General features: G+C 55.0%; 15 protein-coding genes. 5 read left to right on the forward strand and 10 right to left on the reverse strand.

Annotation, left to right across the window (positions count from 1 at the left end; genetic code table 11):
* Positions 1-19 precede the first annotated feature (19 nt).
* The 4 genes from folA to K7R23_RS00815 form a co-directional block, all read right to left on the reverse strand.
* Entirely contained in the window at positions 20-499 is a 480-nt protein-coding gene (gene folA / locus K7R23_RS00800) for a type 3 dihydrofolate reductase (RefSeq protein ID WP_012904441.1), read from the reverse strand.
* Between the two features lie 184 nt (positions 500-683).
* Entirely contained in the window at positions 684-2,558 is a 1,875-nt protein-coding gene (gene kefC, locus K7R23_RS00805) for a glutathione-regulated potassium-efflux system protein KefC (RefSeq protein ID WP_012904439.1), read from the reverse strand.
* Complete coding sequence (kefF, locus tag K7R23_RS00810; RefSeq protein WP_012904438.1) at positions 2,551-3,081, reverse strand: glutathione-regulated potassium-efflux system oxidoreductase KefF; 531 nt, start codon at positions 3,079-3,081, stop codon at positions 2,551-2,553. The genes kefC and kefF overlap by 8 nt, the downstream gene beginning before the upstream one ends.
* Positions 3,082-3,555: 474 nt before the next feature.
* Positions 3,556-3,807 (reverse strand): hypothetical protein, encoded by a 252-nt coding sequence (locus K7R23_RS00815; RefSeq protein WP_232081594.1) that lies wholly within the window; start codon positions 3,805-3,807, stop codon positions 3,556-3,558.
* Positions 3,808-4,117: 310 nt separating this feature from the next.
* Between K7R23_RS00815 and K7R23_RS00820 the strand changes: the two genes are divergently transcribed.
* A complete protein-coding gene (locus K7R23_RS00820) occupies positions 4,118-6,334 on the forward strand; it encodes an autotransporter family protein (RefSeq protein WP_231851593.1) in 2,217 nt (738 codons plus the stop codon).
* 52 nt (positions 6,335-6,386) lie between these two features.
* On the opposite strand, the gene K7R23_RS00825 is transcribed toward K7R23_RS00820, so the two are convergent.
* A complete protein-coding gene (locus tag K7R23_RS00825) occupies positions 6,387-6,620 on the reverse strand; it encodes a YgdI/YgdR family lipoprotein (protein WP_012904436.1) in 234 nt (77 codons plus the stop codon).
* A gap of 104 nt (positions 6,621-6,724) precedes the next feature.
* Complete coding sequence (locus K7R23_RS00830; protein WP_012904435.1) at positions 6,725-8,056, reverse strand: MFS transporter; 1,332 nt, start codon at positions 8,054-8,056, stop codon at positions 6,725-6,727.
* Positions 8,057-8,301: 245 nt separating this feature from the next.
* Here K7R23_RS00830 and K7R23_RS00835 point away from each other — a divergent pair, with 245 nt between their 5' ends.
* Complete coding sequence (locus K7R23_RS00835) at positions 8,302-9,282, forward strand: IS110-like element ISCro4 family transposase (protein ID WP_012904434.1); 981 nt, start codon at positions 8,302-8,304, stop codon at positions 9,280-9,282.
* A gap of 175 nt (positions 9,283-9,457) precedes the next feature.
* Here K7R23_RS00835 and fixX read toward each other — a convergent pair whose 3' ends face one another.
* The 4 genes from fixX to K7R23_RS00855 are packed head-to-tail and all read right to left on the reverse strand — an operon-like array spanning position 9,458 to position 12,776.
* Positions 9,458-9,745, reverse strand: coding sequence for a ferredoxin-like protein FixX (gene fixX, locus K7R23_RS00840; protein ID WP_012904433.1), 288 nt, complete (start codon positions 9,743-9,745; stop codon positions 9,458-9,460).
* Positions 9,742-11,028 carry an FAD-dependent oxidoreductase gene (locus K7R23_RS00845; protein ID WP_012904432.1) on the reverse strand — a complete coding sequence of 429 codons (1,287 nt, stop codon included), beginning with the start codon at positions 11,026-11,028 and terminating at the stop codon, positions 9,742-9,744. The genes fixX and K7R23_RS00845 overlap by 4 nt, the downstream gene beginning before the upstream one ends.
* 21 nt (positions 11,029-11,049) lie before the next feature.
* Positions 11,050-11,991, reverse strand: a complete 942-nt coding sequence (locus tag K7R23_RS00850) for an electron transfer flavoprotein subunit alpha/FixB family protein (protein WP_012904431.1) — start codon at positions 11,989-11,991, stop codon at positions 11,050-11,052.
* 11 nt (positions 11,992-12,002) lie between these two features.
* A complete protein-coding gene (locus K7R23_RS00855) occupies positions 12,003-12,776 on the reverse strand; it encodes an electron transfer flavoprotein FixA (RefSeq protein ID WP_012904430.1) in 774 nt (257 codons plus the stop codon).
* Positions 12,777-13,232: 456 nt separating this feature from the next.
* Between K7R23_RS00855 and caiT the strand changes: the two genes are divergently transcribed.
* The 3 genes from caiT (at position 13,233) to caiB (ending at position 17,247) form a co-directional block, all read left to right on the forward strand.
* Positions 13,233-14,750: an L-carnitine/gamma-butyrobetaine antiporter gene (gene caiT / locus K7R23_RS00860; protein WP_012904428.1), complete on the forward strand. Its 1,518-nt coding sequence runs from the start codon at positions 13,233-13,235 to the stop codon at positions 14,748-14,750.
* A gap of 33 nt (positions 14,751-14,783) precedes the next feature.
* On the forward strand, positions 14,784-15,926 hold the full coding sequence (caiA, locus tag K7R23_RS00865; RefSeq protein ID WP_012904427.1) for a crotonobetainyl-CoA dehydrogenase: 1,143 nt from the start codon (positions 14,784-14,786) through the stop codon (positions 15,924-15,926).
* Between the two features lie 103 nt (positions 15,927-16,029).
* A complete protein-coding gene (caiB, locus tag K7R23_RS00870) occupies positions 16,030-17,247 on the forward strand; it encodes an L-carnitine CoA-transferase (protein ID WP_012904426.1) in 1,218 nt (405 codons plus the stop codon).
* Positions 17,248-17,278: the final 31 nt, after the last annotated feature.

Genomic DNA, 17,278 nt, shown 5'->3' on the forward strand with positions numbered 1-17,278 from the left:
CCATCCGGCATTTATTGGATTAACGGCGTTCCAGAATCTCGAAGCAGTAGCTGTGTGAATTCTGCGCGTCGGCATCATGAAATTCGCTGAACACCGACTCCCAGTCGTCCGGATCGTAGTCCGGAAAATGGGTATCTCCTTCCACTTCAGCATCAATATGCGTCAGGTACAGTTTCTGCGCTTTCGGCAGGAACTGTTCGTATACCCGACCGCCGCCAATCACCATAATTTCTGGCGCATCGCCACAGGCAGCTATCGCCTCATCAACCGATTTTACCCACTGCACGCGGTCATCCGTGCCCGGCTGGCTGCTGATCACGATATTTTTGCGCCCCGGTAACGGGCGTCCAATGGACTCCCAGGTATGGCGGCCCATAACAACAGGTTTGTTTAACGTATTTCGTTTAAACCAGGCGAGATCGGCAGGCAAATTCCACGGCATGGCGTTTTCCATACCAATAACGCGATCTACCGCTAATGCAGCAATCAGACTGATCATTGATTATTTCCCGGAGACAAAAAAATTGTCGCCACTATACGTAAAGAGCATTCTTTCGTCGACTGACGAAAAGAGTAAGAGCACGAAAATTTTTCGTTCTGCTGGCGAGTCCACGACTTGATAGTGGACTCCCGGCATTACAGTAGAATAAAAACAATCCGTTAGCAGTAAAGTTTGCGGTACATCACACTTTTACTCGGGCCGACGGTTTCACTTCCGGCTCATCGGCAGGGTTGCCCGTGTGCTTTCCCTCCTCCGTTCCCTGCCAGCCGTGACGCTGAATAAGCGACAGGTGCTCGCGGTCTTCGGTAATGATTTCACTGAGCATCGCGCTGGTGCGTTTATACACCGCCGCCCTGGAGGTGGCGTCATTTTCGCCCTTCGCCATCTCCTCAACCATCCGGGTATTATAGCGGCGGAACAGATAGGCGCGTTCACGCGCCTCATAGCGTCCCAGCCCCAGACTTTCCAGCGCCAGACGCCCGCTTTTTAACGCCCCTTCAAAGGTTTCACGCTCCGGTTGTGCCACCCCGACCTGACGCAGACGAATATAGTGATCGACATCGCGGGCGCGGGCGATGATGTGCAGGTTCGGGAAATGCGCCTTCACCATCTCCGTCAGTTGCAGACTGGTTTGCGGATCGTCAATCGCATTGATCAACACTTCCGCTTTCGCCGCGCCGGCGGATTCCAGCAGCTCCATTCGCGTCGCATCGCCGTAAAATACCTTCATGCCGAATTTACGCAGCGTCTCAATATGATCCGGATCGTGGTCGAGAACCACCATTTTTACGCCGCTGGACAGCAATAAGCGACCGGCGATCTGCCCGAAACGCCCGAAGCCGGCAATAATCACCCGCGGCTGTTCCTCATCAATTTCATCCGCTTCGCGCTCATCTCCTGCGGCGCTTGCCTCCAGACGGCTGAGGATAACGAGCAAGACAGGCGTTGCCGCCATTGACAGGGCAACCGCCAGCGTCAGCGCCTTCGCCCATTCAGGGTCCAGCACCTCAGCCATCCGTGCGGCGCCGAAAACCACAAACGCAAACTCACTGCCCTGACCTAACAGCACCGCAAACCAGCGACGCTGTTTATTCGGCACCGATAAAGGACGCGCTATCAGCCACAGTATGCCGATTTTAATCACCAGGAAGCCTGCCAGCAGGATAGCGATACGCAGCGGATTCTCGATCAGAGTTCCGAAGTCAATCGACATGCCGACGCCGATGAAAAACAGCCCCAGCAGCAGCCCCTTAAACGGCTCGATATCGCTTTCCAGCGCGTGGCGATACTCGGAGCTTGCCAGCAGCACGCCCGCCAGAAACGCCCCCATCGCCATCGACAAACCGACCTCTTCCAGTAACAGGCCAAAGCCGAAGACTAAAAACAGCGCCACGGCGCTGAACACTTCGCGCAGGCCGGAGCGGGCGACAAAGCGTAGCGCCGGACGGGTGACATAGCGCCCGAGCAGGATCACCAGCACCAGCGCGCCGGCGACCTTCAATGCCGACAGCGCAAACGCCCCGAGCGTGGTGGCGGCGCCGCTCGTCGCCAGTAAAGGAATCATCGCCACCAGCGGGATGGCCGCGATATCCTGGAACAGCAGCACCGCAAACGCGCTGCGTCCCATCTGCGAGACGGTGAGGTTGCGTTCGTTCATCGCCTGCATAGCGATTGCCGTAGAGGAGAGCGCCAGCGTCATCCCCGTCAGCGCCGCCACCGGCCAGCGCAGACCAAGCAACGCGCAGAACAGGCCGATCAGCCCTCCGCACACCGCCATCTGCAACGCTCCGCCGCCAAACACCGAGGCGCGCAGTTTCCACAGCCGCTGCGGATCCAGCTCCAGGCCAATGACAAACAGCATCAGCACCACGCCAATCTCTGCGAAATGGAGGATGGATTCGGCATCGGTCACCAGCCGTAATCCCCACGGGCCGATAATACATCCGGCAATAAGATAGCCGAGCACCGATCCTAAACCGAGCCGCACGGCAACAGGGACAATCAGCGCTGCGGAACCGAGATAGATCAGCGCCTGTATCAGGGTATGGCTATCCATGATGCGTCTCCAGCCATGACAGTAAACGTTGTCGATATTGCCGCGCCTGCGCCTGCAGGGTTTCATCATCGCAGCTAAAGGTGCAGTGCATGGCAAACGGCGGGAGCCAGTTCAGCCCGCAGTAAAGCGCCGTTGCCTGCAGCGGCTGAGAAAGCACATCGAAACCCGGATAGGAGCCAATGTCAAAATGGCCTTCTCCGCCGCCGGTGGTAACCGCCCACATCACCTGTTTACCGCGCAGCGCCGTGCCGCCGTGTCCATAAGCCCAGCCGTGAGAAAGCACTTTATCGAACCATAACTTGAGCAACGGGGGAACGCTGTACCACTGCATGGGATGTTGCCAGATAATCAGATCGGCGCGGGAAAGCGCTTGTTGTTCTGCGGCGATATCAATATTGAAATCGGGATAGAGTTGGTAAAGCGAGCGAATCTCTACCTCTTCCAGCGTCCTTACCTGTTCAAGCATCCGCTTGTTCGCATGCGAATGCTGCGGATAGGGGTGCGCATAAATGATGAGTATCATGATGTGTCAGTTATTGTTCCTGTTTACATTTCGTTACTGAGAGTGTAGACATTTAACGAGCCGACTAAAAGCATTCAAACATTCATTCACAAAAAAGCCGTTATCCACTCAAATTGCCGATCTGCGTTGATATTTATTTCATGCGTTTAAAGAAACAACGCTGGCTCATGAATCATTTTAAGAAATCAATAAATAATACTTACATATTAATTTTACCTGATTGTGGATTTAGTAAAACTAACACCATTCAACTTACTGAAATCTGAGTGAATAACGCTTTATTGGATAATAAACACCCGGCGAAACTCAAAACTATCTTTTATTAAAACACCTGCATCGCTAATATATCTCTTTTGCCAAAGACCTAATCTAAATGGATGTAACCATGGTTAACAAATGCTTTTCATTAAATCACGCCACCAGAATATTAAAGCAAATATTCCCGGCGGTAATACTATTCACCCCAATAATTTCTCATGCTGAAACAATAATAAGCGAATCTACCTCCACGCCCCAAACTTTTGCAGAAGACAGTAGTTTTACCATTAATAAAGATGTGACGATTTCATCCTCCTCTGATGAGGCAGCGGTGACGATGAACAGCACAATGATTTCCTCAATGACCAACAAGGGAAATATATCGGGAACTGGCGATGCGCTGTACGTTAACACCGGTGCGCAAAGAGTCACCATCACCAACGACGAGCAAGCGGTAATATCATCCACAACGGCGAATGCTATTAATATACGCTCTTTGCGCGGAGATATTGTTAATAATGGCAAAATTACCGGAGCTACTAATGGTATTTATATTGGACCGGGTTTATCCGGGCTGAATATTACTAATAGTGAAACGGGAAACATAACGGGAACTACGGGGATTTATACAAAATCTGGCCTCGGACTCGACAATACTGGCGTGATTAAAGGAACCAATGGCGATGGTATTCACTCTGAATCGGGCGATGCAAAAATTACCAACACCAGTACCATAAGTGGAACGCGGTACGGGATTTATGCCAGCAACACAACCAAAATGGACATTATAAGTTCAGGCATTATTTCTGGCAAAGAGGCTGCAATCTTCTTTAATAGCGCCAGTATTAACACCCTCACCCTCGACACCGGTTCTGAACTTGTTGGCAACGTCGTGTCCGCCGTTTCAAAAGAGAATACGATCACCTTAATAGGTTCCGGATCCGAAGACAGTAGTTTTATCGGTCTTGAAGAGGATGACGGTTTTGCTTCCCTGACCATGAAAGGAAAAGACTGGTCCCTTACGGGCGATGTCGACCTGATCGGTACCGGCGAGACGCTGCTGGTCAACTCCGGCAAACTCACGCTGGGCGGAAATGTGGCAAATAGCGGCAGCACGCATATCCAGCAGAATGCGACGCTGCAGCTTGGCGACGGTCAAAAAAAGGCGTCGTTAACCGGTAAGGTAATCAACGAAGGCACCTTTATTTTCAACCAGGGGGAAAATTCAACCTATTCCGGTGACATTACCGGAAGCGGTAATGTTGAAAAAACGGACGCTAACGTGCTGACCCTCAGCGGAAATAACACCTATACCGGTAATACGCAGCTGCATGCGGGCGTCACGCTGGTAGCAGAAGGCGCAACGCTGGGAGCGGAAGGCAGCAATGCAACGTTGACCATAGAAGATGGCGCCGCCTTTGCCAGCGCAGGTACTGTTTATGACAATATCGCGATCCTCAGCGGGGGAACGCTGGCCGCATGGAATGCCGTGGCAGGTAATTCACTTTCCACCTCCTCTACCGTGGATACAATCAATGGCAACGTCAGCAACAGCGGAACCTTATTGATTGGCGGACAGAACAACGCGGTTGGCAATAATTTTATCATCAACGGGGATTACACCGGCGCGGCGGGAAGCCGCATCGTGATGAACAGTAAACCCGGCGATGATAACGCCCCAACGGATCGTCTGAGCATTAAGGGCAGCAGCTATGGCGTCTCCGATCTCGTTGTCAACAACGTAGGCGGTATGGGCGCCCTGACGGTCAATGGCATGGAAGTGATTAACGTAGGAGGAAACTCCAACGCCGAATTCACCCTTGCCAAACCCGTTGTTGCCGGGGCCTGGGAATATAACCTCTTCCAGCATGAAAACGGCAACTGGTATCTGGAGTCAAAAGCAGCTTCTTCTGACGACGACAGTGATAGCAACGACGGTGGTAACAGCGGTGACGACGGCAATGGCGGTGATAGCGGTAACGGCGGCGATGGCGGTAATGGTGGGAATGGTGGTAACGGCGACGATGACGGTAACGGCGGCGACGGCGGCAATAGCTCTCCGGAAATCATGGCCCCGGAAGTGGGCGCCTATCTTGGCAACTATCAGGCCGCACAAGGGATGTTCCTGCACAAACGCGACGATCGCGATCAGCTGACGTTGCGCGGTGAAGATGACCTCAACACCTGGCTATACGTGAAAGGTCGCTATCACGAAAACGATGTGGCGGGCGATAAGCTCTCCTATGACACCACCAGCACCGTTCTCCAGATCGGTACTGACTTTGTGAGCAAGCCGCTGGATAAGGGCATTTTGCATGCGGGCGCAATGGCTGGCGCAGGCCAGGCCAAAACCCATTCAGACAGCAAAAACAATGCCCGTAACGCCCAGGGGAAGGTCGACGGGTTTAACGTGGGAATTTATGCAACCTGGCAGGAAGATGAAAAACTCCGCCTCGGCAGCTATATCGATACCTGGGCGGCGTACAGCTGGTATAACAATAACGTCAGCAGTAATCGCAACGACGAAGATTATAACAGCGAAGGTTTCGCCGCCTCTCTTGAAGCAGGTCATGCCTGGGTGATTGATTCAGAGCGCCAGCGTACCTGGAAAATTGAGCCGCAGGTGCAGGTTATCTATAGCTATCTCGATCAGGATAATCATACCGATCCAGACGGGGTAAGGGTCACTCAACTGGATAACGACAGCGTATTTGGTCGTCTCGGCGTGAAGAGCAGCTATTTCGATCGGCAAGACGTTCAGGCGTGGCAACCCTACGTTGCGGTCAACTGGTTGAAAGGCGCCGGACAAAACGAACTGGCCTTTAATAGCGAAAGCATCAGCAATGATACGCCAGAAGATCGCGGTCAGTTAGAGCTGGGCGTGACGGGTAATCTGAATGAAACCACGACCTTCTCTGTGCGGATAAGCGGAGAGTGGGGTAAAAACAGCTATGACGCCTACGGCGGTCATATCCTTCTTAACCACCGCTGGTAATCTCCGGCAGTCGTAAACTGAGCGCAGTGGCAAAAGCCACTGCGTTTTACTTTTAGTTATCCAGCTCGCTCATGTTTTTCAGCTGGTCACGGTTAATTTGTTCCGTCTGACCGGTTTCAGCGTTTTTATAGGATACCATCCCGGTATCGTCGTCCACCTGTGGTTTACCGTCAGTGACAATCGTTTTGCCATCCGTGGTGCGTACCGCCTGGTCAGAAGAGCAGCCCGCGACGGTGAATACAGTTGCTGCGGCAAAAATGGAGGCGATAAAAAGTTTCTTTTGCATGGTTTTCTCCCTGCTTTTCAGTCATTTTCTGTCATTTACCCTTTAACTGTAGCCTCACTGACCGCGGCTGAAAGCAAATGCAGAACACTCTGAAGGGGATAGCGTTAATACAGCGGCCATCTGCGAAAGGTCATGCTGCTGGTTTCAGCCAGCGTCAGACCACGCGTTTCAGGCGCAAAAGCAATGGAAATCAGCAGCCCGGCAAGCGAAATCCCGGCCCCCATCAACATGACATGACTGATGCCATACCGGGTGATAAAAATCGGCAGCGCCCAGGTTGATAGAATGGTGCCGATCCGGCTCAGAGACATAATAACGCCCACCGCAGAGGCGCGAATATCGGTCGGAAACAGCTCGTTCGGGTAGAGCCACTGAAGATTTCCCGGCCCGCCGGAGAAAAAAGCGTATACCGCAAATGCCGCGACCACCAGCCAGCTTCCCATCTCAGGAATGAGTCCCAGCACGGCCAGCGCCAGCGTCATCATCACAAAGCTGCCAATCAGCAATGGTCGCCGCCCCGCGCTGTTCAGCCAGAACATCGGCGGGATACAACCCAGCATAAAGAACAGGCTAATTACCACGTTGCCCAGCGCGGCGCTTTTCCCGGCCCCCAGCCCCAGCAGCCCGACAATTTGCGGCCCGAAGGTATAAATGGCGAACATGGGAATCACCTGACAGGTCCAGATGGCGGCGACAAACAGAACAAACGGCAAGTGACGGCGATTAAACAGCTGCAAAAAATGAGTCTCCTGCGGCGGTTCTTCATCAAACGCCACCGGTTCGCCAAACAGTTTCATCATCATCTCCTCACACTCCTTCACCCGGCCTTTACGCAGCAGCCAGCGAGGAGATTCAGGCAGATCGAAGCGGCCAATGAGGATGAAAAGACAGGGTATCGCTGCGCTGCCGAACATCCAGCGCCAGCCCCCGTCCACATCATACAGCCAGTAGCCAACCAGATCGGCGCAGGTGGCGCCGACATACCACATGGCGGCGATAAAACTGATGGCAAAGGCGCGCTGCCGGGTGCTGGAAAACTCCGTGATCATTGATGTGGCGATGGGATAATCGGCGCCAATAACGACGCCGATCAATATCCGCATAATAAGCAGCTCAACCGGCGAAGAGACGAACATCGTCGCCAGTGAAATTACGCCAATGGCGATAATATCAATGAGGAACATTTTTCGCCGACCGACTTTGTCGGAGATATAGCCGAACAGCGAGGTGCCGACAAACAACCCGGCCAGCGTGCCTGCGCCCAGCAACCCCAGCCACCCGGCGTCCAGTTTCAGCGCCGGTGTGAGTTGCTCAAGGGCAACGCCGATAATCACCAGCACATAGCCGTCCAGGAATGGCCCACCGCTCCCCCACAGCATGATTCTGCGGTGAATGGATGAAAATTTTATGTCCTCAAAATTCCTTGGCTGTTGCATGAGTCTGTCCTGGGTAAACGCCTTGCCTGATGGCGCTTCGCTTATCAGGCCTTGTATTATCCCTTCAGTGCAGGGAGAACCGGCCAGTTCTCTCTGCCATGCGGTCCGCATGCCGTATCAGGCCTCAGGCTAATAACCTGTGACGTAGATTTATGCAGCGGACCGCCGTTCTCCACAAGTGACAAACCGGACAGTATCATGGACCGGTTTTCCCGGTAATCCGCATTCACAAGGCTGGTCTCACTATGGAACAGGAACTTCATTTTATCGGTATCGATGTCTCTAAAGCTAAGCTGGATGTCGATGTGTTGCGGCCTGATGGCCGTCACCGCAGCAAAAAATTTGCCAACACCCCGAAGGGCCACGACGAACTTCTCCGCTGGCTCAGCGGTCATCGCGTGGCACCGGCACATATCTGCATGGAAGCCACCAGTACGTATATGGAAGACGTTGCCGCTCATCTCAGTGATGCCGGTTACACCGTCTCCGTCATCAACCCCGCCCTGGGTAAAGCCTTTGCACAGAGTGAAGGTCTGCGCAGCAAAACCGATGCAGTGGATGCCCGTATGCTGGCAGAGTTCTGTCGTCAGAAGCGCCCTCCGGCGTGGGAAGCCCCGCATCCGGTTGAACGGGCCCTGCGGGCTCTGGTGCTGCGCCATCAGTCGCTGACGGACATGCACACGCAGGAGCTGAACCGCCTGGAGACAGCGCGTGAGGTGCAGCGTCCGAGTATAGACGCCCATCTGCTGTGGCTTCATGCCGAACTTAAGCGCATCGAAAAGCAGATAAAGGACCTGACGGATGATGACCCGGATATGAAGCACCGCAGGAAGCTGCTGGAAAGTATCCCGGGCATCGGGGAGAAAACGTCCGCGGTATTACTGGCTTATACCGGTCTGAAGGAGCGCTTCACCCATGCCAGGCAGTTCGCCGCTTTTGCGGGTCTGACGCCGCGGCGGTATGAATCAGGCAGCAGTGTGAACAGGGCCAGCCGGATGAGTAAAGCCGGACATGCGTCGCTTCGCAGGGCGCTGTATATGCCTGCGATGGTGGCGGTAAGTAAAACGGAATGGGGAAGAGCGTTCCGTGACCGTCTGGCAGGGAACGGTAAAAAAGGGAAAGTGATAATCGGTGCGATGATGCGCAAGCTGGCGCAGGTGGCGTACGGTGTTCTGAAGTCAGGCGTGCCGTTCGATGCGTCCCGGCATAATCCGGTAGCAGCGTAAAATATGGTGGAAGGGATGAAAAAACAGCGCCTGACGGCGCTGTGACTGGTATGCCTGCAATCCGGTAAGGCGGAAAATAAAAAAGCTTGCAGGCGATAACAGTATCTACGGGGCCTTACGGATGCCAATGTTGTAGGCCGGATAAGACGCGAAGCGTCGCCATCCGGCAACGGGTTCAGCCGTAGCGAAACTCCACGCCGAAGGTGCCGCGCGGGTACTGCCACTCTTCCAGCGCGCTATCAAGCCCGAGAATGCGGCAGGTGCCGCACTCCAGACAACCGGCGTAATCAAAGCGCACGCTGCCGTCGTCCTGTTTCTTATACAGCCCGGCCGGGCACGCCTTCACCAGCAGATCCAGCGTCAGCCGATCCGGTTCCTCTTTCACCACAATGTGTGGATATTCCTCATCGACATTGAATTTATTGACGCCCAGCTTAACGTCCACGTTAACGGGAGAAGTCATAATACGCTCGCTCCTTTCAGGCCATCCCTGATCAGATTGATGAAACCCACCTGCTTCGCATGGCGCAGGATCTTCTTACGCATCGGCACCGGCGCGCTACCGTCGACGGAGAACAGATCGCGGGCAATGCCCACCGCCATCTCCGGATAGCGGGTAAACATTCGGGGATTATCAAGAAAGGCCGGCAGACGCTGATACATGCGCATATCCCGCAGCGGACCATCCTCAAGGCGCTGGCGATACTCCGCCAGCCCCTGGCGGCTGAAGTCGTTGCGTTGCATGGCCGACAGCACGGTTTTCGCCGCCGCCTCGCCCGCCGCAACGGCTAAATCCATCCCGCGAATGGTGAAGCCCAGGTTCATACACATCCCGGCGGCGTCACCGGCAATCAGTACCCCATCGCCCACCAGCTCAGGCTGCATAGCAAGCCCGGCTTCCGGCACAAGATGCGCGGCATACTCCACCAGCCTGCCGCCAGCAATCAGCGGCGCGACGGCCGGATGGTGTTTAAAATCCTCCAGCATTTGTGGGACCGATTTTTTCGCCTCTTTTAGCTGGTGAAGGCCGCACACCAGCCCCAGAGACAGGGTATTTTCATTGGTATAGAGGAAGCCGCCGCCCATCAGACCATCCGTTGGTGAACCGGCGAACAGACAGGCAGCGCCTTCGTTGCCCTGCAACTGGAAACGATCCTCAATAACCGATTTCGGCAGTTCGATCAGCTCTTTCACCCCTACCGCCACCTGTGCGGCTTCCACGCGTTTCGCCATTCCCAGCTTTTCTGCCAGCAGTGAATTGACTCCGTCGGCGAGGATCACCACTTTGCTCTCAATGATCTCCCCGTCAGCTTCAACGCCAACCACCCGGCCCTCGCGCTGCACCACGTTATCCACGCGGATCCCGGCGATCAGCTGCGCGCCAGCGGCCTCCGCCTGCTCCATTAGCCAGGCGTCAAACCGACTGCGCAGCACCGAATAAGACCCCCCGGCAGACGCGGCCTCTTCCGCATTGAGATAGTCCACCGTCATTGCGCCGCAATCGGTCATAAAGGCCAGTTTTTCGCGGACGATCCGCCGCTCAACGGGCGCCTGTTCAGCAAAGCCCGGAATGATACGCTCCAGACTGTGCGCATAAATGCGCCCGCCGGTGACGTTCTTCGCGCCCGGCGAATTTCCACGTTCGATCACCAGCACCTGCGCCCCTTCCCGGGCAAGCACCAGCGCCGCGACGGACCCGGCCAGTCCAGCCCCCACAACGATGGCATCAAAGATATCTTCCGACATACGACCTCCCTGCCTGATGGGTTAGCGGCTTAACGCGGCGGTCAGCGCGGGAAGGATCTTCAGCGCATCGCCGACGATGCCATAGTCCGCGTACTGGAAGATCGGCGCATTTTTGTCTTTGTTGATGGCGCAAATCGTCTGCGCGCCGTTCGCTCCGACCATATGCTGGATCTGTCCGGAGATCCCCACCGCCAGATACAGCTCAGGTTTCAGCATCAGATTAGAGATCCCGACATAGCGCTCATGCGCCATCCATTTTTCGTTTTCCGCTACCGGCCGGGAGCAGGCCAGCTCTGCGCCAATGGCCTGACACAGCGCTTCGGCCAGCGCGATGTTCTCTTTGCTGCCAATTCCGCGCCCCACGCTGACCACCAGCCGCGCTTTGTCGAGATTGACGCTGCTACTCTGGCGCGGCTGCGTGGCGGTTCGCGTTACGGTAATGTCCGGCGCCTGCCATTCCACCACCTGCGTCTCGCCGCTGCGTGACGTATCCGGCTGCTGCGCTTCAAACGTACCGCTGTTAACGGTGATGACTGCGAAAGGCGACGCAATGACTTCTTCGCCTGTCGCCAGGCCGCCGTATACCATATGTCTGACCACCGCCTGACCGTCCTGTCCGCCGATCTCGCTGGCATCGTTAGAAACCGCCGCCGCGAGACGATATCCCAGCTTTGCCGCCAGCAGTTTGCCGCGACGGGTATTGGGCAGCAGCACCAGACCTTCGCTGGCCTGCTGGCGGATAGTCCGCGCCATCACGTTGGCATAATCCTCCACCATGCGGTTCTCCGGCTTACCGCGCAACAGCCAGGCGCGGTCCGCCCCGGACTGTATCACCATTGTCTCTTCAGCGGCGTTCTCGACAAACGCGTTAACCTGTTCCCCTAAAGCCCGCGCGCCGCTCATCAGCTCCGGCAGGCGAGATGCGGTATCGCTAAATACCCAGACGCTGGAAAACTTGCTCATAACATCCCCTTTTAGTTAATGATTTTGCGCAGACTCTCGACAAAAGCGGCGATCTGTTCTTCGCCATCGCCCTCAATCACGTTGCGTTGCCGCGCGCGCTGCTCCGGCGCCGCCACCGTTTGCGCCGACCAGGCGTCCAGGGCGCTGAAGCCGATATCTGCAGCGGACCAGACCTGAACCGGCTTTTTCGCCGCGCCCAGAATGGCCTTCATGGAGGGGATTTGCGGTGAGTTAATGTCGGTGGAAACGGCCACGACTGCCGGAAGCGGAATGTGGAGGGTCTCAGTTTCGTCCTCCAGCTCACGCTCTACGCTCAGCGTATTTTCCGTCAGCGAAAGGATCCGGCTTACGCCGTTGATGGCCGGAATATTCAGCGTCTCGCCCAGCAGCAGGCTGACCTGCTGCGCGTAAAGGTCGGCGGAACCATCGCCGCAAATCAGCAGGTCGAAGCCCAGCTTTTGCGCAGCGGCGGCCAGTGCGGCGGTGGTGTGCTGCGGCAGGGCCTGTTCAAACTGCTCGTCAATCACCACCACCAGTTCATCCGGACCGCGCGAGAGTACGTCTTTACGCCCTTTCACACTGGTCAGCGCCTTACCGCCGACGCTCAGGGCGATAATCTGCACGTCGTCAGACTGCTGTTTCAGCTGGCAGGCCGCTTCAATAGCATTCAGATCGTACTGGCTAATTTTGCCATCCGCCTTGCTGAAATCTAATGAACCGTCAGCGCGATTAATCGCAATATCCTGTTCATCAGGTACGCTTTTGTAGCAAGTAATTATCTTCATTGCATCTCCAGAAAACTTGAATATCAGCGGAGTTAAATACCGATAGCACGCACTCCCGTTGCGAAATAAAACCATAATCACCAATGGCGAAAATGTCACACCCTGATATGAGGAACTTTCAATATTGTTATCCGCTTCACCAATACTGGAAACAAGCACTACTCAAGACATATTTTCAATATTGTTTTACGGATCACCAATATTGAACGTCAGATGCTGAAAAAGCCAGCAAATAAACCACAAAACAATTGATTTTAAAACAATAAAAGCCAAAATCCGCCTGTTCTTCCTGACGCATTAAAGTGTGATAAAGGTAACAGAATACCCGCAAGCGAATACCCATTATGAGTTACTCACCGACGCCATTTGAAGACGTAAAAAACATCAGATAATAGTGAACAGAAATAAAACAGCGGCAACGCCAAATACATTTTATTTTCAATCTGGAATTAACTCATGAGCAATCAAAAGAAAAAGTCAGGAATAGAGCCGAAAGTTTTCTTCCCGCCTTTAATAATTGTTGGCATTCTTTGCTGGCTAACGGTTCGCGATCTTGATGCTGCTAACGTCGTTATTAATGCCGTATTCAGTTACGTGACGAATATCTGGGGATGGGCGTTCGAATGGTATATGGTGGTAATGCTCATTGGCTGGTTCTGGCTGGTATTTGGTCCTTACGCCAAAAAGAGACTCGGCGATGAGAAACCAGAGTTCAGCACCGCCAGCTGGATATTTATGATGTTCGCCTCCTGTACCTCCGCCGCCGTGCTGTTCTGGGGATCGATTGAGATTTACTACTACATCTCAACGCCGCCGTTTGCCCTTCAGGCGAACTCAACCAGCGCGAAAGAGCTGGGTCTGGCCTACAGCCTGTTCCACTGGGGACCGTTGCCGTGGGCGACCTATAGCTTCCTGTCAGTGGCCTTCGCCTACTTCTTTTTTGTGCGCAAGATGGACGTCATTCGCCCCAGCTCCACCCTGGCGCCGTTGATCGGCGAAAAACACGCTAAAGGGCTGCCCGGCACCATTATTGATAACTTCTATCTGGTTGCGCTGATTTTCGCTATGGGCACCAGCCTCGGACTGGCGACGCCGCTGGTAACCGAATGTATGCAGTATCTGTTTGGTATCCCGCACACCCTGCAACTGGACGCCATCATCATTACCTGCTGGATCGTTCTCAACGCCATCTGCGTGGCCTGCGGCCTGCAAAAAGGGGTGCGCATCGCCAGCGATGTGCGCAGCTATCTGAGCTTCCTGATGCTCGGCTGGGTGTTTATCGTCAGCGGCGCCAGCTTCATTATGAACTACTTCACCGACTCCGTGGGGATGCTGCTGATGTACCTGCCGCGGATGCTGTTTTATACCGATCCTATCGCTAAAGGCGGTTTCCCGCAGGGCTGGACCGTTTTCTACTGGGCGTGGTGGGTGATTTACGCCATCCAGATGAGCATCTTCCTGGCGCGCATTTCCCGTGGCCGCACCGTGCGTGAACTGTGTTTTGGCATGGTGCTGGGCCTGACCGCCTCCACCTGGATCCTGTGGACCGTGCTTGGCAGCAATACCCTGCTGTTGATGGATAAAAACATCATCAACATCCCGCAGCTGATAGAGCAGCACGGCGTGGCGCGCGCGATTATCGAAACCTGGGCCGCGCTGCCGCTCAGCACCGCCACCATGTGGGGATTCTTCATCCTCTGTTTTATCGCCACCGTCACGCTGATTAACGCCTGCTCGTATACCCTGGCGATGTCGACCTGCCGGGAAGTGCGCGAGGGCGACGAACCGCCGCTGCTGGTGCGGATCGGCTGGTCGGTGCTGGTCGGGGTAATCGGCATTGTGCTGCTGGCCCTTGGCGGGCTGAAGCCGATTCAGACCGCGATCATCGCCGGCGGCTGCCCGCTGTTTTTCGTCAACATCATGGTGACGCTCTCCTTTATCAAAGACGCCAGAGTGCACTGGAAAGACCAATAACCTGAATTAACCCCTGACAAAAGAGGCTGGAAGATGGATTTTAATTTTAATGACGAGCAGGAGCTGTTTGTCGCCGGTATTCGCGAACTGATGGCCAGTGAGAACTGGGAAGCCTATTTTGCCGAATGCGATCGCGACAGCGTCTACCCGGAGCGTTTCGTAAAAGCGCTGGCGGAGATGGGTATCGATAGCCTGCTGATCCCGGAAGAGCATGGCGGGCTGGACGCCGGATTCGTCACCGTTGCCGCCGTCTGGATGGAGCTGGGCCGCCTGGGCGCGCCGACCTACGTGCTGTATCAACTGCCGGGGGGCTTTAACACCTTCCTGCGCGAAGGCACACCGGAGCAGATTGATAAAATCATGGCCTTCCGGGGAACGGGTAAGCAGATGTGGAACTCCGCCATCACCGAACCGGGAGCGGGATCGGACGTCGGCAGCCTGAAAACCACCTATACGCGCAAAAATGGTAAGGTTTATCTTAACGGCAGCAAGTGCTTTATCACCAGCAGCGCTTACACCCCCTATATCGTGGTAATGGCCAGAGACGGCGCTTCTCCGGACAAGCCTGTCTATACCGAATGGTTTGTCGATATGAGCAAACCCGGCATTAAGGTTAACAAGCTGGAGAAACTTGGCCTGCGCATGGACAGCTGCTGCGAAATTAATTTCGACGACGTCGAACTGGACGAAAAGGACATGTTCGGTCGCGAAGGTAATGGCTTTAACCGGGTAAAAGAAGAGTTCGATCATGAACGTTTCCTGGTGGCGCTCACCAACTATGGCACCGCGATGTGCGCCTTCGAAGATGCGGCGCGCTACGCCAACCAGCGCGTGCAGTTTGGCGAGACCATTGGCCGCTTCCAGCTTATCCAAGAAAAATTTGCCCATATGGCGATCAAACTCAACTCCATGAAAAACATGCTGCTGGAAGCCGCATGGAAAGCGGATAACGGCACGATCACCTCCGGCGATGCGGCAATGTGTAAATACTTCTGCGCCAACGCGGCCTTTGAGGTGGTCGACACTGCAATGCAGGTGCTCGGCGGCGTGGGGATTGCCGGTAACCACCGCATCACCCGCTTCTGGCGCGATCTGCGCGTGGACCGCGTATCCGGCGGCTCTGACGAAATGCAGATCCTGACCCTCGGCCGCGCTGTGCTCAAGCAGTACCGTTAATCAGGGCAGCTTCCAGACCGGATAAGGCGCTCGCGCCGCCATCCGGCAACATGCCCGGTGGCGCTGCGCTTACCGGGCGTAAAAAAACGCCAGGAGCTTATTTATGAATCGTCTGTCTATGCCCACCTTTGGCCCCCTTGCCGGCGTGCGGGTGGTCTTTTCCGGCATCGAAATCGCCGGACCGTTTGCCGGACAAATGTTTGCAGAATGGGGCGCGGAGGTTATCTGGATCGAAAACGTCGCCTGGGCCGATACCATCCGCGTTCAGCCCAACTACCCGCAGCTTTCGCGTCGCAATCTTCACGCGCTGTCGCTGAATATTTTCAAAGATGAGGGCCGGGAAGCGTTTCTCAAATTAATGGAAACCACCGATATCTTTATTGAGGCCAGCAAAGGCCCGGCGTTCGCCCGCCGCGGCATTAGCGATGAGGTACTGTGGCAACATAACCCGAAGCTGGTTATTGCCCATCTGTCCGGCTTTGGTCAGTACGGCAGCGAGGAGTACACCCACCTTCCGGCTTACAACACCATTGCCCAGGCCTTCAGCGGCTATTTAATCCAGAACGGCGATATTGACCAGCCGATGCCAGCCTTCCCGTATACCGCCGACTACTTCTCAGGAATGACCGCCACCACCGCGGCGCTGGCGGCGCTGCATAAAGCGCGTGAAACCGGCAAAGGCGAAAGCATTGACGTTGCCATGTACGAAGTGATGCTGCGCATGGGCCAGTACTTCATGATGGACTATTTCAACGGCGGCGAGATCTGCCCGCGCATGAGCAAAGGCAAAGACCCCTACTACGCCGGTTGCGGGCTGTATAAATGCGCCGACGGCTACATCGTGATGGAATTGGTGGGCATTACGCAAATCAGCGAATGCTTTAAGGATATTGGTCTGGAGCACCTGCTGGGCACGCCGGAAGTTCCGCAGGGCACTCAGTTGATTCACCGTATTGAATGCCCTTACGGGCCGCTGGTGGAAGAAAAACTGGATGCGTGGCTGGCCTCACGCACCATTGCCGGGGTTCAGGCGCGCTTCGCCGAGCTGAATATCGCCTGCGCCAAAGTGCTGACCATACCGGAACTGGAAGACAACCCGCAGTATGTCGCCCGTGAATCTATTACGCAGTGGCAAACGCTGGATGGCCGCACCTGCAAAGGGCCAAACATCATGCCGAAATTCAAAAATAACCCGGGGAAAATCTGGCGCGGTATGCCATCGCACGGTATGGATACCGCTGCCATTCTGCAAAATATCGGTTACAGCGAAGCAGACATTAAGAAACTGGTCAGTAAAGGCCTGGCCAAGGTTGAAGACTAACCCGCACGCGCTAACCGTCATCTGCGGTTAG

Origin of the sequence: Citrobacter rodentium NBRC 105723 = DSM 16636, from assembly GCF_021278985.1 — a bacterium.
Lineage (GTDB): Bacteria > Pseudomonadota > Gammaproteobacteria > Enterobacterales > Enterobacteriaceae > Citrobacter_A > Citrobacter_A rodentium.